Below are 17,605 nucleotides of genomic sequence, written 5' to 3'. Positions count from 1 at the left end.
AGCGGCAGCGTGCGCACGTCGGGGCCAAGCAGGCCATGCGCCTGCCGCGCCCACGCGACGCACGCGGCGACGTCGAGCCACGGAGCGGCGCCGCCGGCCAGCAACGGCGCGCTGTAGTGGTCATGGTCGATCCACAGCAGACGGCGAGCGCGATTTGCTTCGATCAGTCGGGACATGGCGCCTCCGCGTTCTTGTCGACACGCGCGGCGACAGTCGCGGCAATACGCGCTTCGAGCGCCGCTTCGAGTTCCGCAATCCGCACGTCCTTCGGATCGGGCATGAACGCGCCCTGCAACTGATCGGCCGGCATTTTGACGCGCTGGCCCAGCGTCGACGCGTAGATCTCCGCATTGTCGTTCCAGCTGCCGAAGTACGGCAGCGTCGCGGGCGGCTCCGGCGTCACCCATGCGTCGCAGAACGCGTCGAACGGCTTGCCGCGCGCAATCCGTGCGAGCCGCTCGGCCGCCCGCGCATTGGCGGTCGCGTCGACATCCACGACGAGCGTCTCCTCGTCGTACACGACCTTGTAGATGTCGCGTGCGTTCTCGTGCGACATCAGCTCCTCGCGCAGGTCCTTCATCACGAGCTCGGGATCGCGCTCGAGCACGTCGCCGTAGCCGCCGCCCGAGCCCTGGCAGATCATGTAGATCTCGCCTTCGTTGCAGATCTCGAACGTCATGCCCATGTCGTGGCTGCTGTACTTCGCGCCCGGAATCGGCCGCTTGTTCATCAGCTCGACGATGTCGAATACCTCGACGGCCTTCGGGTTCTCTTCGAGCACGTTGAAGATGTTGATGCCCTTGATCTTCATCAGCTGGTAGCTCGGGCACGAATAGCCGCCGAACAGCCCCTGCGCCGACGGAAACTTCGACCCTTCGCAGCCCGTCATGAAGCCCCACAGGCCGGAGCCGCGCGCGGTCGCGATCTGCTCGTAGCCCATCCCGCCGCGATACTTGCCCCAGCCGATCCGGTCCTTCGCGAGCCGCTGCGCGCCGAGGCGGATGATCGGCGTGTCCTCTTCCGCGATCTCGTGCTCGCCGGTGTCGCACATGAAGCCGAACACGGGCGAGATCGAATGCTCGCCGTCCGCGTGGCTGCGCGCGCCCTGCCCGTTACCGTTGATGTCCGCGCAGAAGTTGCCGGTCACGTCGCCGTGCTGCGTGAGGCCGCCGTAGATGAACGTCGCCGCCTGGTCGTACTGCGACGCAATCACCGCCGAGTAGCGATGCGGCAGGCTGTAGCTCAGCTTGTTCATCGGGATCGTCCACACGACGCAGCCCTTGAACAACGGCATCAGGCTCATCGCCTGCGGCATCTCGCCTTCCGCATCGAGAATCGAGTTGCGGTCGGTGATGATCTCGATCGGCGACAGCACCGCCATCGTATGCGGCAGGTCCGGCCAGATGTTCTGCAGCAGGCCCGTACACAGCGCCGCCTTGAACGACGCGATGTTGGTGTTGACCGAGCGGTTCAGGAACTGCGGCGCCGAGCCGCGAAAGTCCATCACCATCCGCTCGCCCTTCACGGTGATCGCACACGAGATCTTCTGCAGCGCGTTCTCGCGCAGGCTGGAATCCATGAACTGCAGCACGCGCGTGGTGCCGTCGGGCAGTTCGCGGATGCGGCGGCGCATCTCGGTCTCGACGTCCTCCAGATGCGTGCGCAGCGTGCCGATCAGCGCATCGCGGCCGTACTGGTCGAGCAGCGCGATGATCCGCTCGCGCAGGCGCAGCACTGCGTGCAGTTTCACCTTCATGTCCTCGAGCTGCAGGCGCGGATCGCGCACCGAGTTCTGCAGGAACGTGACGAGGTCGCGCTTCAGCTCGAAGTTCTCGACGATCTTGAACGGCGGCATCTTGATGCCTTCGTCGTACTTGCTTTCGGCGCGGGCCGGCAGGCCGCCCGGCTCGGTCGAGCCGTTCTCGCCCTCGTGGATCGTCGACGACAGCCAGCAGACGAGTTCGCCCTTGTAGAAGAGCGGCATCATCATCGACTGGTCCGTGTTGTGGATGCCGCCATAGCGCGCGTCGTTGTGGATGAAGCCGTCGCCGTCCCTCACGCCGACCGTCGGATCGTCCACCCAGTTCTTGATGATGAAGCGGATCGGATAGAAGCAGCACGCGGCGAACGCGATGATCCCGTGCGGCGCGATCATCGACAGGTCGCCCTGCGCGGTGTAGATCGCGGTCACGAGGTCGCCCCACTTCGCACCGGGCGCCGCGCCCATCTGGTTCACCATCGTGAACGCTTCGGACAGCGCCGAGTTGATCAGCCCGCGCACATGGTGAACCTGGTGCGGATCGACGCCGCGTTCCAGCACATCGTGCTCGGCCTTCGAGCGCGGCAGGATGCTGTGATTGCGCATGATCTCGGGATCCGGGCCGAGAAACAGCGTGTTGTCGGCGATGAACTTGTCGAGCAGTGCCCGATCTTCCGCGTTGATGTCGTTTTGCATGTCGTACTCCTTGCTTACTTGCGCAGGAACCACGCGCCGCCCTGGGCCGTCGCCTGATAGATCCAGCCCGGCTCGACGAGGAACGTCGTCGCGCGTGTCGTGATGACGGCCGGCCCTTCGATCTGCGTGCGCTCGGCGCGCGCGCGGTCGTCGTAGATCGCGGTGCGTTGCGGCCCGTCGTGCCCGACGAAGTGGCAGTCGCGATAGCCGACCGGCTCCGGCGGCGGCAGCGGGTTGTCGCTGACCGCGAGCTTCGCGAACTTCACCGACGGCTGCTCGACGTACGCGCACACGCGCAGCGTATTGATCCGCACGCCGGTCTCCGGGCTCTGCGAGCCCACGCCGAAGCGCGAGCCGTAGCTTTCGTGGAACAGGTCCATCAGCGTCAGCACGTCGCGCTGCGTCTTCAGCCGCGCGATCGGCGTCACCACGGCCGTCTGCACGCGCTGGTTGCCGTAGCGCATGTCGAGCTCGAGCCGGTAGCGGATCTGCGACGGGTCCATCCCCTGCCGCTCGAGATCCTCGCGCCCGCGCCGCTCGAGTTCCGCCACGCCCTGGTTGAATGCGTCGAAGTCCATGAAGAACGACTTCGTGTTCGGGTTGAACAGCACCGTCCACGTGTTCATCTCGTGGATGTGCATCTGGTTCACGGTCCCTGCGCCGCACGCGGAAAACGTCGACGAATACGGCGGCGCGAGCACCTTCGCAATCCCGAGCGCCGACGCAATCCCGCATGCATGCAGCGGCCCGTTACCGCCATACGCGAGCACGGTGAAATCCTTCGGCTCGTAGCCGCGCGTGCGCAGCTCGGTCGCGATGCCGTTCGCCATCGACGCGTCCACCTGCTTCTTGATCAGCTTCGCGGCCTCGATCGCGTCGATATCGAGCGGGTCGCACAGGTCGTCGAGCATCGCCTGTTTCGCGCGGCGCGGGTTCAGCGGAATGCGGCCGTTCGCGTAGTTCTTCGGATCGAGATAGCCGAGCAGCAGATCGGCATCGGTGACGGTCGGATGCTGGCCGCCGCGGTCGTAGCACGCGGGCCCCGGGTCGGAGCCGGCCGACTGCGGGCCGATTTCGACCGTCTTGTACATCCGCTCGTAGCGCGCGATCGAGCCGCCGCCCGCGCCGAGCGCGACGAGGTGCACCATCGGCACGCTGACGAGCCAACGATCGATCACCGGATTGAAGTCGTAGAACTTCTGCCCGCCCTGCACGACGATCCCGATGTCGAAGCTCGTGCCGCCCATGTCGGTCGCGACGACGTTGCCGAGCTCAGCGGCCGCCGCCAGATACTCGCTCGCGGCGATCCCCGACACGGGGCCCGAGTGGACCGTCTGCAACGCGTCGGTCGAATTGAGCTGCGCCATCCCGCCCGAGTTGTGATTGACGAGCATCGGCTTCGTATAGCCCTGCTGGCGCAGGTTCAGCTCGAGCGTGCCGAGCCCGTGATACATGATCTGATGCAGGAACGCGTCGATGATCGACGACGTCGCGCGCGAATACTCGCCCTTGCGGCCGACGACCTGGTGCGACAGCAGCATCGGAATCGCGCCGAGCATGTGCGCCGGATATTCGTCGAGGAAGATCTCGCGCACCCGCAACTCGTGCACGGGGTTCACGACGCTGTTCGTGAACATCACGACGAGCGCCTGTGCGCCGGCGTCGACGAGCTCGCGGATGCGCAGCCGCACGTCGTCCTCGTCGAGCGTCCAGAACACCTGGCCGACGTAGTCGACACGTTCGCGGATCTCGCGGATCAGCGGAATCGGCACGAGCGGCTCCGGCCGCGCCGCGTTCGGGATGTCCATCTGCTCGGGCTCGGCAAGCCCTTCGCCATAGCCGCGCGCGCGGGACAGCGGCACCGTGTGCTTGAACCCTGTCGTGACGAGCAGGCCGACGCGTGGCCCCTTGCGCTCGATCAGCGCGTTCGTGCCGAGCGTCGTCGCGTAGCGAACCGAATCGACTTCGGACAGCAGTTGCGTCGGCGTCAGTTCGAGCTGGCGGCACGCGTCCGCGAGCGAGTCGTTGAAGCCGACCGCGAGGTTGTGATGCGTGGTCAGCGACTTGCCTTCGACACAATGATCGCCCCACGCGACGAAGCAGTCCGTGAAGGTGCCGCCAATGTCGACGGAAACACGTTTCATGATCGAATCTCCCTTCGGGTCAAGTGGACGACGAGTCGGTGCCGGCACCGACTCCGTGGCGATGATGCGCGGCCGCATGCAGCGCGCGCTGCAGCTTCACGCGTTCGAGCGCCAGGTCGGGCGCCTGCGCGGGCTCCGTCATCTCCGGGCGATCCTTCCATTGCGCCTTCAGCGCGTCGATGTCGAGGTCGATGTCATGCAGCGGCGGATGGCCGGGCGGCAGATACTCGGCTTCGACGAGCACGCCGCAGCCCGGGCAGTAATACTCGAGGATCCGGCACCAGTCCGGGTCCGGCGAATACGTGCGCGCGTACAGCTTCGGGTCGAGCAGCGGCTTGTGGATCTCGCGCGGATCGCGGTCGTGGACGAGCAGCCCGCGCTTGTAGTTGTCGCGCGCGCTGCCGTGCGACTGGCCGCAGCGCCGGCATTCCCACTGCTCGGTGCCGAGATCGATGCGCAGCGTTTCGGTGATCAGGACTTTCATTGTTCGGTCTCCTCGCCGCGGCTTACCAGGATGTCGCCCGCGGAGTTGATTTCGAAGTGCCAGCCGGCGTCGATGCGCCCGGTGAAGAACGCCTCTTCGAGCACCGCCGGGCCGGCCGCGCGCACTGCGACGCCCTTCGGCTGGTCCTCGACGCGATAGAGCGGCAACTCGGCCTCGCGGCCGTCGACGACGACGCGCCGCGTGTCGTGCGTGATCGCAGCCTGATGGCCGGCCTCGCCGAAACGGCCGGCGAGCTTCGCTTGCGGCATGCGCTTGACCGCGGTCAGCGACACGGACAGCGTCGCGTCCGGCGGCAGGCCGGCCGGCAGCGTCGGCCCATGCAGCGCGTGTTCGACGGTCCGCCCGTCGGCCGTGGTCGCGTCGAGCGTGTAGGTCAGGTGGCAATCGTCGATCGCCGCGTCCTCGCCGAACATCGCGCGCGACGCCTGCGTGAACAGCAGGTCCATCGTCGCGGCAAGCGCATCGGCGCTCGCATCGCCGCTCACATCAGCCAGCGGCGCCGCGAAGCTGTGGCCGACGTCGGAGAAGCCGATCCCGTACGCGGAGAACACCGCGGCAAGTGCCGGAATCAGCACCCGCTTCACGCCGATCGCGTCCGCGACCCGGCATGCGACGAGCGCGCCCGCGCCGCCGAACGCGGCGAGCGTCGTGTCGGGGCGGATCGCCGTATACGTGGTCAGACTGTCGGCAACCTTCTTCACCCACGCGCCTTCCATCGCCGACAGCGCTTCCAGGTCGCCCATCTTCAGCGGATCGGCGACGTGCGAGCGGATCGCCTGAAGCGCGCGTGCCTTGTCGAGCTGCAGCTTGCCGCCGAAGAACGACGCGGGATCGAGCAGGCCCGACAGCGTGAACGCGTCGGTGATCGTCGCCTGCGTGCCGCCGAGGCTGAAGCACGCGGGCCCCGGCGCACTGCCGACGCTTTCCGGGCCCACCGCGATCCGCTCGCCGTCCGCGCGGATGATCGAGCTGCCGCCGACGCCCGCGCTCACGACGTCGCACAGCGCGAACGACGTCGTCACGCCTTCGACGTTGCCGCGCCGGTCCGCGCGCACGCCGCGCTCGTCGACTACGCCGATATCGGTCGTCGTGCCGCCGATGTCCATCGACAGCAGGTGCTCCAGCCCGTAATGCGCGGCCAGCACACGCGCGCCCTCCATCCCGCCGCGCGGGCCCGAGCTGTAGGTCTTCAGCGCGATCGTCTTCGCGACGCGTCCCGCATGGCCGTCGTTGCGAAACACGAGCAACGGGCTCTGCGCGCGCGCATCGCGCAGCTTCTGCTCGGCGCTGTACAGGAAGCGCTCCATCGCCGGATGCAGGAACGCGTTGAACAGCGCGGTCCACGTGCGGCGAACGTCGTTCGCGTCGTCGGCCACTTCGTGTGCGTACAGGATCGGCAACGCGCCCAGCAGATGCGGCGGGAAGCTGCGCAGCAGCTTGCGCTTCAGGCGCTGCTCGCGTTCCGCGCGGTCCGGGCCGCCGATCGATACGACGAGCCGGTTCGCACCCGCCGCCGCGAGCTCGCCGACGGCGCGCACGACGTCGGCTTCGAGCGACTCGCCGGACAGCGCGACCGCGCGGCTGCCGATCACCGCGTCGAACAGGCCGGCCGCGCCGTCGGCGGCCTGCACCTGCGCGACGCTCAGCGCGCCGCCGACCACGAGCCCGAGCCGCGGGCCCTTGCGTTCGACGAGCGCGTTCGTGCCTTGCGTCGTCGAATAGCGGATCGCCGCCGTCGACAGCAGCAACGCCTCGAGGTCTTCGGTGCCGTAGACCGCTTCGGACGCCTTGCGCAACCCGTCGAACAGGCATTGCGACAGGTCGTGCGGCGTCGTCAGTGTTTTCGTACGGACGACCTTGTCGCCGTCCATCACGCAGATGTCCGTCAGCGTGCCGCCGTTGTCGATGTTGATCAGACGATGCCGCGCGGGCCGGGTGCTCCCCGTGTTCGGCGGCACGTCATGGATGGAATCGGATGAGATTCTCATGAGCTCTCTCGCTTCGTTGAGTGCCGGTTCAACCCCGGCCGGGCAGCCGGCGTCGCGCATCGCGCTGAAAGCCGATGGAGGCGCACGGTCCGGTCATCCGGCGGTGCGGCGATGGAAGAAAAAGGGGATGCACGTTGTCTCCAGTTCGTTTGTGTGCGTTGCTTGTTCGCTGCTTGTTCCGTCGTGTTTGCGCTGCGGAATCAGTCTAGGTGGCAACCCGGTCGCGCCCCGCCACCCGTCCGGGTAGTCCTGCTTCATGGATTGCCCGAAGCGGGCGCACTTCAGGCTTCAGGACCGCTGCGTCGCGTGGGCGCCCGCGCGCTCGAGCGCGGGCTTCACGCTGTCGACCGCGCCGCCGCCGTCGCACGGAATGACCGCGCCCGACACGTAAGACGCGTACGGCGACGCGAGAAACAGCGCGAGATTCGCGATGTCGTCGGCCGTGCCGAAGCGGCGCAGCGGCACCGCCGCCTCGGCCGCCGCGAGTTCGTCGTCCGTGCGCGCAATCAGCTTGCGAAAGCCTTCCGTGCCGTCGATCGGGCCAGGCGAGATCGCGTTCACGCGTATGCCGTCCGTGCCCCATTCGAGCGCGAGCACGCGCGTGAGCTGGTCGACGCCCGCCTTCGCGGCTGCCGCATGCGCCTGGTAACGCATCGGCACCGTCGCCTGCGGCGCGGTGATGTTGACGATCGATGCGCCAGGCTTGCGCAGATGCGGGTACGCCTGCCGCATCACGTTGAACGAGCCGATCAGGTCGATCTCGACGACCGCGCGAAAGCCGTTTGCCGACATCGCATTCGCGTCGCAGAGGAAGTTGCCGGCCGCGCCGGAGATCAGCACGTCGATCGGCCCGAAGCGGCGCACCGCGTCGTCGAACGCCGCGCCGACGGCTTCGAAGTCGCGCACGTCCGCGCAGACGCCATGTGCCTGTGCGCGCGGGCCGGCGAGCGCGGCCACCGCCGCGTCGACGTTCTCGCGCTTGCGGCTCGCGACGCTGACGTTCGCGCCGCATCGCGCGAACGCCGCCGCGATGCCGAAATTGATGCCGGTCGTGCCGCCGAAGACGAACACGTGACGGCCGCTGTAATCGATGTCGAACTTCATGATGGACTCCTGAATTCCATGGTTCGGAGATTACGCGACAAGCGTCAGAACAGATGGCGAATGCCGACCGTCGTACCGAACGTCGACCCCGAAGCACCGTAGAGCGCGCCGTTCGTCGACAGCCCCGTGTTCATCTTTCCGTGGTTGTTGACGAAGCCGAACTGGCCGTAGAGCAGCGTCGCCTTCGACAGGCTGTAGGTCACGCCCGTTGCGGCCAGGATCGAATGGTTGGTCGTCTCGTTGCCGTCGCTCGTGTACCAGACGCCCGCGTCCGCGATCACGACCGGCGTGACCTGATAGCTCAGGCCGCCGCCATAGACACGGCTGTCGACCGAGCCGGTGATCTTGTAGTTCGCGAACGTCGCCTTCACGGTCAGGTCGTGGTACTGATAGCTCGCGCCGATCGTGCGGCCCGAGAACGGCACCGTGCTCGGTACCGGCGTCGATGCGGCGCTGCCGCCCGCATTGCCGCTGTACATCGCGGCGCTGACGAGCAGCGTGCCGTATGTGTAGTTCAGGCTCGCCGAATACTGGCGGCCCGCCTGGAAGTTGCCGGCGGCGCCGCCGAGCGCGAGCATCGCGCTGCCCTGGAAACCCGCGATCGTCGGGCTCGTGTACGAAATCGCGTTCGCGTTGAAGATGCCGGTCACGCCCACGCTGCCGACGTAGATCGGCACCTGGCTGCCGAAATACGACACGTTGCGCGCGTCGGTCGCGATCAGCGACAACACGAACGGCGAATACTGCAGGCCGGCCTTCACGGTGCCGTAGTCGCTCGCGAGCGCGATCCACGCCTGACGGCCGAACAGGTTGCCGTTCGTATCGGCGAACCCGCCGTTCGTGCTGTCGATGCCGCTTTCGAGCGCGAACAGCGCCTTCACTCCGCCGCCGAGATCCTCGACGCCCTTCAGGCCGAACAGCGACGGCGTCATCCCGCCGGTGACCATCGAAAACCGGTGTCCGGCGTTCTGCCCGGTCGCGGGATCGACCGACTTGCTCGTGTAGAGAATCCCGGCGTCGACGATGCCGTACAGCGTCACACTGCTTTGCGCGTGCGCGGACAATGCGAAGGTGCCGAGCAAAGCGCCGGCTGCGACGGCGATGCGGGTGCGGGATTGAAAGCGGGTCATCGAGGGTGTCTCCGGTTGTTTTTTGCTGTTGAAGATCCACGCATCGCGCAGGCGCGCGCCGTGTCGTGGTGCGCGCCTGCGTGGCTGCCTGCAGCGCTTGCGCAGGCTTCGTGATGCCGGCTGGAGAGGCAGTGTAGGGACGGGCGGATCGGGCGATAGCTACCCGTTCGGGTAGTTCGCCGGCATGGATTCCCCGTATCAGCCGGCGCGGCGGGCGGCTCCGCTGTCATACCCCTCACGCCGCACGACGCGACGCTCCCCCCGAGCGCCGCACCGCAAAATCGGCCGGCCGACCCGCCCCGGCGTTAAAATCCGGCGCCTGGGTACCCACGGCGAGCGCGCGTTTTGACGGAATTCGAGCAGGGCTTCATCCTCACCCGCCACTGGCGGGACACCGCGGCCGGCGTCGAAATCGAGTTCTGGCTGGCAACCGGACGCGGTCCGCGCCGCGTGCGGCTGCGTCCGCAGGAGGCGGTCGCGTTCGTCCCGGTCGAGCAGCGCGAAGCGGCCGAGCGCGAGCTCGCGGGCGAAAGCGGCGCCGAACTGCGCCCGCTCGCGCTGCGCGACTTCCGGCAGCGCCCGGTCGTCGGCCTCTACTGCCGGCGCTACCGCCACCTGTCCGCGCTGCAGAAGCGGCTGGCCCGCGCGGGCGTCGACGTCTACGAAGCCGACGTGCAACCGCCCGAGCGCTACATGATGGAACGCTTCATCACCGCGCCGGTGCGGTTTCGCGGCGTGCCGGACGGCGATGGCGCGCTGTGCGACGCCGAGTTGAAGGCCGATGCCGACGCCGATGCCAAATACCGCCCCGCATTGCGCTGCGTGTCGCTCGACATCGAGACGAGCGCGCGCGGCGAGCTGTATTCGATCGCCGTCGAAGGCTGCGGCCAGCGGCAGGTCTTCATGCTCGGCCCGGCCAACGGCGACGCGCGCGACGTCGATTTCGCGTTCGACTATTGCGACAGCCGGGTCGCGCTGCTCGCGCGGCTCAACGACTGGTTCGCACAGCACGACCCGGATGTGATCATCGGCTGGAACCTGATCCAGTTCGACCTGCGCGTGCTGCACGCGCACGCCGAACAATATCGCGTGCCGCTGCGGCTCGGGCGCGGCGGCAGCGTGCTCGACTGGCGCGCGCACGGCCAGCAGCCCGACCACTTCTTCGCGACCGCGGCCGGACGCCTCGTGATCGACGGTATCGACGCGCTGAAGTCGGCAACCTGGACCTTTCCGTCGTTCAGCCTCGAATACGTCGCGCAGGCGCTGCTCGGCGAAGGGAAGTCGCTCGACAACCCGTACCAGCGGATGGACGAGATCCAGCGCCGCTTCGACCACGACAAGCCCGCGCTCGCGCGCTACAACCTGAAGGACTGCGAGCTCGTCACGCGCATCTTCGAGAAGGCCGACCTGCTGTCGTTCATGCTCGAGCGCGCGACCGTCACCGGGCTCGCGGCGGACCGCACCGGCGGCTCGGTCGCGGCGTTCACGCACCTGTACCTGCCGCGCATGCACCGGCTCGGCTACGTCGCGCCGAACGTCGGCGACGTGACGGGGCAGACGAGCCCCGGCGGCTTCGTGATGGATTCGCGGCCCGGGCTCTACGATTCGGTGCTCGTGTTCGACTACAAGAGCCTGTACCCGTCGATCATCCGCACGTTCCTGATCGACCCCGCCGGACTGATCGAGGGCCTGGCCGATCCGGGCGACGACGCGTCGGTGCCCGGCTTTCTCGGCGCGCGCTTCTCGCGCACGCGGCATTGCCTGCCCGACATCGTGCGGCGCGTATGGGACGGCCGCGAACTCGCGAAGCGCGAGCGCAACGCGCCGCTGTCACAGGCGCTGAAGATCATCATGAACGCGTTCTACGGCGTGCTCGGCTCCACCGGCTGCCGGTTCTTCGACCCGCGGCTCGCGTCGTCGATCACGATGCGCGGCCACGAGATCATGCACCGCACGCGCGAGCTGATCGAATCGAAGGGCTACGAAGTGATTTACGGCGACACCGATTCGACGTTCGTCTGGCTGAAGGAGCCGCACACCGACGACGAAGCGGCACGCAAAGGGCGCGCGATCGTCGAGCATGTGAACCGCTGGTGGAAGACGCACCTGCAGCAGCGCTTCGGGCTCGACAGCGCGCTGGAGCTGCAATACGAGCGGCACTACCACCGCTTCCTGATGCCGACCGTGCGCGGCACGGACGAAGGCAGCAAGAAGCGCTACGCGGGCCTCGCGGTCGCGCCGGACGGCGGCGAAGACGTCGTGTTCAAGGGGCTCGAGACGGTGCGCACCGACTGGACGCCGCTTGCGCAGCAGTTCCAGCGCGAGCTGTACCGGCGCGTGTTCAAGCGCGAACCGTATCAGGACTTCATCCGCGACTACGTGCGCCGCACACTCGCCGGCGAACTCGACGACTTGCTCGTCTATCGCAAGCGCGTGCGCCGGCCGCTCAGCGAGTACCAGCGCAACGTGCCGCCGCACGTGCGCGCGGCGCGCATCGCCGACGCGTTCAACGAAGCGCACGGCCGCCCGCTGCAGTACCAGCGCGGCGGGTGGATCAGCTACATGATGACGACGGCCGGCCCGGAACCGCTCGAAACGATGCGCTCGCCGATCGACTATGCGTTCTACGTGAGCCGCCAGCTGCAACCGGTTGCCGATGCGATCCTGCCGTTCGTGCGCGACGATTTCGAGTCGGTCGTGTCGGGGCAGGGGCGGTTGTTCAACGGTTAGGGCCCGTTCACCCCGACAGCGGGCTTGCGCCGCTCACCGCCCCGCGTGGCAAACCACCGGTTCCGCGCGCTCGGGCGTCCGTCGACCCGCACGCTCGGCCGTGCCCGACACATCCCGCGTCACGCCGGGCCGCTCGACGTAGTCGCGTGGCGTGAGACCGAGTACGCGACGGAAATGCCGGCACAGATGGCTCTGATCGAAGAAGCCGACCTCGGTCGCGACGACCGATGGCGGCAGTCCCGCGCGCAACAGATCCTGTGCGCGACGAATCCGCACGAGACACAGATAGCGGTGCGGCGACACGCCGACTTCGCTGCGAAAGCGCGTCGCGAAACGCGACACGCTCAGCCCGGCGACCGACGCAAGCGTATCGAGACTCACCGGCTGCGCGAACGACGTCTCGATGAAATGCAGTGCGCCGCCGACCGCACGCGACACGGGCCGCGCCGCGCCGAAGGCGCGAGGCGTCCCGTCGTCATGCGCGTGATGAAGGACATCGACCATGCGCGGGTTCCTCAGGTCGTCGCGTGCGTCGCATCGGCCGGCGTCACGAAGCGTGCGATCGAGAACGGCTCGATCGGCGTGCGCGTTGCGCCGGTGTCGATCAGTTCCGCCATCGTGTCGCCGACGCCCGGGCCGAGCTGGAAGCCGTGCCCGCAGAAGCCGAACGCGTAATACAGGCCGTCGACCTTCGCGCTGCGGCCCATGATCGGCCGGTCGTCGGGCATGTAGCCTTCCACGCCGCTCCATACGCGGATGATGTTCAGCCGCGTGAGTGCCGGTATCACGCGCGCGAGCTGCGTGAACTGCAGCAGCGTGCTCTCGGGCAGCACCTTCGCGCGGCGCTCGTCGAGATATGCAGGCGCACGTGCGCAGCCGCCGATCACGATGTTGCCGCGTTCGACCTGCCGGAAATACACGACTTCCTCGATATGCGGCGACGACACGCCGACGACCGGCCGGATCGCGTACGGCACCGGCTCGGTCACGCACATCTGCGGCCCGTTCACGGCGATCGGCACCGGCTCGCCGAACTGCGCACTGAGCTGGCTGCCCCATGCGCCCGCGGTCACGAGCAGGTTCGGCGCGCAGTACACGCGGCCGTCGGTGCTGGTCGCGCGGAACACGTCGCCCTCCTTCTCGACCGTTGCGATCGCGGTGTTCTCCTCGATCCGCGCGCCTGCGCGGACGGCCGCGCGGCCGAACGCCGGCGCGGCGAGCCGCGGATTCGCATGTCCGTCCATTTCCGAATGCGACGCGCTCAGCACCTCGGGGCCGAGGAACGGAAATTTCGCCCGCATCGCGGCGCCGCGGTACAGATCGAGCTTCAGCCCGTAGTGACCCGCTTCGCGCGCGTACACCTCGAACGCATCGTCCTGCTCCTGCCGGTAGCACACGCGGATATGCCCGGTCTGCAGGAATTCCGCGCTGTGCCCGATCAGCTCGGGCAGCTTGCCCCAGATCTCGCGCGAACGGTTCGCAAGCGGCAGTTGCGGCAGGTAGCGGCCCTGCCGCCGCACGTTGCCGAAATTGGTACCGCTCGCCTGCTGCCCGATCAGCCCGCGTTCGAGCAGGATCACCGAGCGGCCACGCCGACGCAGGAAAAACGCCGCCGCCGCCCCCATGAAGCCGCCTCCTACGATCACGACATCCGCATCGGCCCGCATCACTTCTCCTCCATCGTCGTCGCGGCTTCGGGCCGCGGCGCGGCCGGCGCGACGCCGGTGCGCGTCGCGATCGGGAACGGCTTCACCGGCGCCTGGCCGCGCAGCCGGCCGACCGCCTCGAGTGGCACACCGGCTTCGGCCGCGATCACCTCGGCGCCCGCGTGCGCGCAATAGCGGCCCTGGCAGCGCCCCATCCCGACGCGGCTGAACGCCTTCGCGCGATTCGCCTCGCATGCCCCCTCTTCACGGATCACGCGGCGCAACTCGCCGACGCTCACGCCCTCGCAGCGGCAGATCACCGTGTCGTCCGGCAGTTTCGCGGCCTGCTGCGCGGGCCACGGAAACGCCAGCGCGAGCCCGGCGCGAAACCGGTCCATCTTCGCGCGCTCGCGCTGCAGAGCGGCGACGCGCTGCGCGTCGACCGGCCGGCCGAGATCCTTCAGCACGGCCAGCGCCGCAAGGCGTCCCGCCGCTTCCGCGCCGTCCGCACCGAGCACGCGCACGCCGTCGCCGGCGAGATACACGCGCTCGACCGAGCTGCGCCCCATGTCGTCGAGCTGCGGAAGCCACTGCCGCGTACTGGCGTCGAAACGGAACGCGCAACCGGCCAGATCGGCGAGCTGCGTTTCCGGACGCAGGTGATAACCGAGCGCGACTGCATCGCACGCGATGCGCTCGACCTCGCCATGCGCGTCGCAAAAGCTGACCGCCGACACGCCCTGCGCCGGATCGCCGTGAATCTCGAGCGGCTCGATGCCGTGCTCGATCCGCACGCCGGCACGCTTCAGCGCACGCACCAGTGCCATCCCCTTCTTCAGCACGTCGGGCCGCGCAAGCAGCTTCGGCAGCGCGCGCAGCCGGTTGCCGGCCGGCGACGTGTCGAGCACCGCCGCGACTTTCGCGCCGGCCTGCACATACTGGCTGGCGACGAGATACAGCAGCGGGCCCGAGCCCATGAACACGACGTTCGCGCCGATCGCACAGGCCTGCGCCTTCAGCGCGATCTGCGACGCGCCGAGGCTGTAGGTGCCCGCGTATTGCCAACCCTTGACCGGCATCAGCCGGTCCGTCGCGCCCGGACACAGCACCAGCGCGTCGTACGGATGCCGGACCGACAGGCCGTCGCGCACCGTGTACAGCGCACCGCCCGACACATTCCACGCGAGCGTGTCCGGCGCATGGTCGAGCGACGCGCGCAGGCGCCCGAATGTCTCATGCAGATCGCGGGCGCGCGCCGCCTCGGTGCCGTACAGCTTCTCGTACGGACGCGAAAACGATGCGGGCTGGCGCCGGTAGATCTGGCCGCCGTCGCACCGCCCTTCGTCGATCACAAGCGGGCGCACGCCCGCTTCCACCAGCGTCTGCGCGCAGCGGACGCCCGCCGGGCCCGCGCCGACGACGATTACGCGAGGTTCGGCCATTGCGCCTCCGGTTGTCGCGTGACGATGTCGAGGCCCGGCTGCACGACGGTCGTGCACGCGCGCAGGCGCTCGCCGCCGGCGGTCCAGACCCAGCAGTCCTGGCACGCGCCCATCAGGCAGAAGCCGGCCCGCACCTCGGGCCCGAACTCGGACTGCCGCAGGTGGCCGGTGCGCGTCAGCATCGCGACCAGCAGCGTGTCGCCCTCGAGCCCGTCCACCGTCTGTCCGTCGATCCGGAACGAGACGGCGCGGCGCCCGGTTTCGGCGAGTCGAACGAATCGCTCTGTCATAGGTATCACTCCTGTTGCGCGCCGCCGGTGTAGGTTGTGCGGCCGTCGAGAACGGCCGGGCCGGTCGCGCGCATCGTCATCCTCAGTGCAGGAAATCCTGCAGGCGGTAGTACGCGCCGACGAACGGCAGGAACCACGCATGCCCGAAATGGCCCGGCATCGCCGGCCAGTCGAGCTCGCGCCACGGATTCGACGCCGCCGCGCCATACAGCACGTCGGCCATCACGCGGCCCATGTGCACCGACATCTGCACCCCGTGCCCGCTGTAGCCCATCGAGTAGTACAGCCCTTCGTGCTGCCCTGCGCGCGGCAGGCGATCGGCGGTGATGTCGACGAGCCCGCCCCAGCAGTAGTCGAGCCGTACGTTCGCGAGCTCCGGAAAGTACGCGGCCATGCCGGCGCGCAGGATCTCGCCGCTTTTCGCGTCGGAGCTCGGGTTCGACATCGCGAAGCGCGCGCGGCCGCCGAACAGCAGCCGGTTGTCCGGCGTCACGCGGAAGTAGTTGCCGATGTGGCGCGTCGTCACGTAGGCGCGGCGGTGCGGAAACAGGCGGTTCAGTTGCGCGTCCGGCAGCGGTTCGGTCACGACGATGAAGCTGCCGACCGGCGCGATGCGGCGCCGGAACCACGCGAACGGCCCGAGCTGCGACGCGCCGGTGGCGACCAGCACGCGATCGGCGACGATCGTCCCGCGCGCGCTCGTGACCACATGACGGTCGCCGTCGAGCCGTTCGAGCTGCGTGACGCCCGCGTGCTCGTAGATCCGCGCGCCGACGCGCACGGCCGTCTGCGCGAGCCCGACGCCGAATTTGCCCATATGCATCTGCGCGCCGTTGCGCTGCACGAGGCCGCCGTAAAAGCCGTCCGAGCCGACCTCGTCGCGGATCCGCGACGGCTCGACGAGTTCGACGTCCGGATCGACATCGCGGCGGATCACCTCATAGCTGTTCGCGAGCCCGGCGAAGTGCTGCGGTTTCGCGGCGAGCTTCAGCTTGCCGCCGCGCCGAAAATCGCAGTCGATCGCGTGCTCGGCAACGATCGTCTCGACGGTCTTCACCGCGCTTTCATAGGCGCGATAGAACTGCTTCGCCTGCGGCGCGCCGATCCGCGCCGCGAGCGACGCGTAGTCCTGCGCGAGACCCGTGTTGCACTGGCCGCCATTGCGGCCGGACGCCTCGCTCGCGATCTGCCCGGCTTCCAGCACGACGACCGACACGCCGCGCTGCGCGAGCGCCAGCGCCGCCGACAGCCCGGTGAAGCCGCCGCCGATCACGACCACGTCCGCACGCCCCTCGACGGGCCCTTCGCTGCCCGCGTGGAACGCGGGACGGGTTTCCAGCCAATACGATTCGAATTTCATCGGACCTTTCGTGGAGATTCGAGCGATGGAATCGGCGCACGCAGCGGCCACCGGTTGACAAGCATTTAAGCACCTCCAAAAAGCCGAGTTGTCGTGTATTGGCGGGCGCCGCACGCAGTTTTCACCGTTTTGCGCGGCCCCGGCAGCACACTATGCGGCGCGGTTTGCGGACGGGTTCGTGGCGCGTTCCGGCACGCGCCGTGCGGGGCGGGAACGCGACCCGCGACACGGCATGCGGCGCTCGCACGAACGACGCACGCGTCACGCGCCGGCCCCGATGTCGATCAGCACGCTCTTGAAGCGCAGGTTCGCCTCGTACGCCTGGCGGCCGAGATCCTTGCCGATGCCCGACTGCTTGTAGCCGCCCGTCGGAATCACGAAGTCCGCCGTGCGGCCGTAGCGGTTGATCCACACGGTGCCGGCCTCGAGGCCGCGCATCATCCGCAGCGCGCGGCCGAGGTCGGCCGTATGCACGCCGGCCGCGAGCCCGTACTTGTCGTGCGCGGCGAGCGCGAGCGCCTCGTCCTCGTCGTCGAATGCCTGCACGGTCAGCACCGGCCCGAAGATTTCGTCGCGCACGGCCGGCGACTGCACCGTCACGCCGGTCAGGATCGTCGGCGCGTAGAACGCGCCGTCGCCGCCGAGTTCGACGCGGCCGCCGCCCGCGGCCGCCCGCGCGCCGCCTTCGAGCGTGCGCTGCACGATCGCGTCGATGCGCTGGAGCTGCGGCAGCGATACGATCGGCGGCAGCGTCGTGCCGGCGGACCAGGTCATGCCCGGCCGCAGTTCGGCGAACGCCGCCGCGACCCGC

General features: G+C 68.5%; 13 protein-coding genes. 1 reads left to right on the top strand and 12 read right to left on the bottom strand.

Going from position 1 to position 17,605, the window contains the following annotated elements; all coding sequences use genetic code 11:
- Window positions 1-163 precede the first annotated feature (163 nt).
- The 6 genes from G3N94_RS32460 to G3N94_RS32435 all read right to left on the bottom strand — a co-directional run bounded on the left by G3N94_RS32460 (window position 164) and on the right by G3N94_RS32435 (window position 9,326).
- Entirely contained in the window at window positions 164-2,455 is a 2,292-nt protein-coding gene (locus tag G3N94_RS32460; protein ID WP_205797624.1) for a hydantoinase B/oxoprolinase family protein, read from the bottom strand.
- Between the two features lie 14 nt (window positions 2,456-2,469).
- Window positions 2,470-4,599 (bottom strand): hydantoinase/oxoprolinase family protein, encoded by a 2,130-nt coding sequence (locus G3N94_RS32455; RefSeq protein ID WP_205797622.1) that lies wholly within the window; start codon window positions 4,597-4,599, stop codon window positions 2,470-2,472.
- Between the two features lie 19 nt (window positions 4,600-4,618).
- Window positions 4,619-5,083, bottom strand: coding sequence for an acetone carboxylase subunit gamma (locus G3N94_RS32450; protein ID WP_124599744.1), 465 nt, complete (start codon window positions 5,081-5,083; stop codon window positions 4,619-4,621).
- The gene (locus G3N94_RS32445; RefSeq protein ID WP_205797620.1) at window positions 5,080-7,092 is read right to left on the bottom strand and encodes a hydantoinase/oxoprolinase family protein; all 2,013 of its coding nucleotides are present in this window, start codon (window positions 7,090-7,092) and stop codon (window positions 5,080-5,082) included. The genes G3N94_RS32450 and G3N94_RS32445 overlap by 4 nt, the downstream gene beginning before the upstream one ends.
- Before the next feature lie 288 nt (window positions 7,093-7,380).
- Window positions 7,381-8,196, bottom strand: a complete 816-nt coding sequence (locus tag G3N94_RS32440; protein ID WP_205797618.1) for an SDR family oxidoreductase — start codon at window positions 8,194-8,196, stop codon at window positions 7,381-7,383.
- A gap of 44 nt (window positions 8,197-8,240) precedes the next feature.
- A complete protein-coding gene (locus tag G3N94_RS32435; RefSeq protein ID WP_205797616.1) occupies window positions 8,241-9,326 on the bottom strand; it encodes a porin in 1,086 nt (361 codons plus the stop codon).
- A gap of 345 nt (window positions 9,327-9,671) precedes the next feature.
- Between G3N94_RS32435 and G3N94_RS32430 the strand changes: the two genes are divergently transcribed.
- On the top strand, window positions 9,672-12,056 hold the full coding sequence (locus G3N94_RS32430; protein WP_205797614.1) for a DNA polymerase II: 2,385 nt from the start codon (window positions 9,672-9,674) through the stop codon (window positions 12,054-12,056).
- Window positions 12,057-12,089: 33 nt separating this feature from the next.
- Here the strand turns inward: G3N94_RS32430 and G3N94_RS32425 are convergent, their stop codons facing one another.
- The 6 genes from G3N94_RS32425 to G3N94_RS32400 all read right to left on the bottom strand — a co-directional run.
- Window positions 12,090-12,560, bottom strand: coding sequence for an AraC family transcriptional regulator (locus tag G3N94_RS32425; RefSeq protein ID WP_205797612.1), 471 nt, complete (start codon window positions 12,558-12,560; stop codon window positions 12,090-12,092).
- Window positions 12,561-12,571: 11 nt separating this feature from the next.
- On the bottom strand, window positions 12,572-13,723 hold the full coding sequence (locus tag G3N94_RS32420) for an FAD-binding oxidoreductase (RefSeq protein WP_205797609.1): 1,152 nt from the start codon (window positions 13,721-13,723) through the stop codon (window positions 12,572-12,574).
- The gene (locus tag G3N94_RS32415) at window positions 13,723-15,144 is read right to left on the bottom strand and encodes an FAD/NAD(P)-binding oxidoreductase (protein WP_205797607.1); all 1,422 of its coding nucleotides are present in this window, start codon (window positions 15,142-15,144) and stop codon (window positions 13,723-13,725) included. The genes G3N94_RS32420 and G3N94_RS32415 overlap by 1 nt, the downstream gene beginning before the upstream one ends.
- Window positions 15,126-15,434 carry a (2Fe-2S)-binding protein gene (locus tag G3N94_RS32410; protein ID WP_205797605.1) on the bottom strand — a complete coding sequence of 103 codons (309 nt, stop codon included), beginning with the start codon at window positions 15,432-15,434 and terminating at the stop codon, window positions 15,126-15,128. The genes G3N94_RS32415 and G3N94_RS32410 overlap by 19 nt, the downstream gene beginning before the upstream one ends.
- 82 nt (window positions 15,435-15,516) lie before the next feature.
- Entirely contained in the window at window positions 15,517-16,794 is a 1,278-nt protein-coding gene (locus G3N94_RS32405) for an FAD-binding oxidoreductase (RefSeq protein WP_205797602.1), read from the bottom strand.
- Between the two features lie 261 nt (window positions 16,795-17,055).
- On the bottom strand, window positions 17,056-17,605 hold a 550-nt coding region (locus tag G3N94_RS32400), incomplete at its 5' end, for an aldehyde dehydrogenase family protein (protein WP_205797600.1).

Source organism: Burkholderia sp. Ac-20353 (assembly GCF_017104785.1).
Lineage (GTDB): Bacteria > Pseudomonadota > Gammaproteobacteria > Burkholderiales > Burkholderiaceae > Burkholderia.
This window is presented reverse-complemented; position numbering and strand designations above follow the sequence as displayed.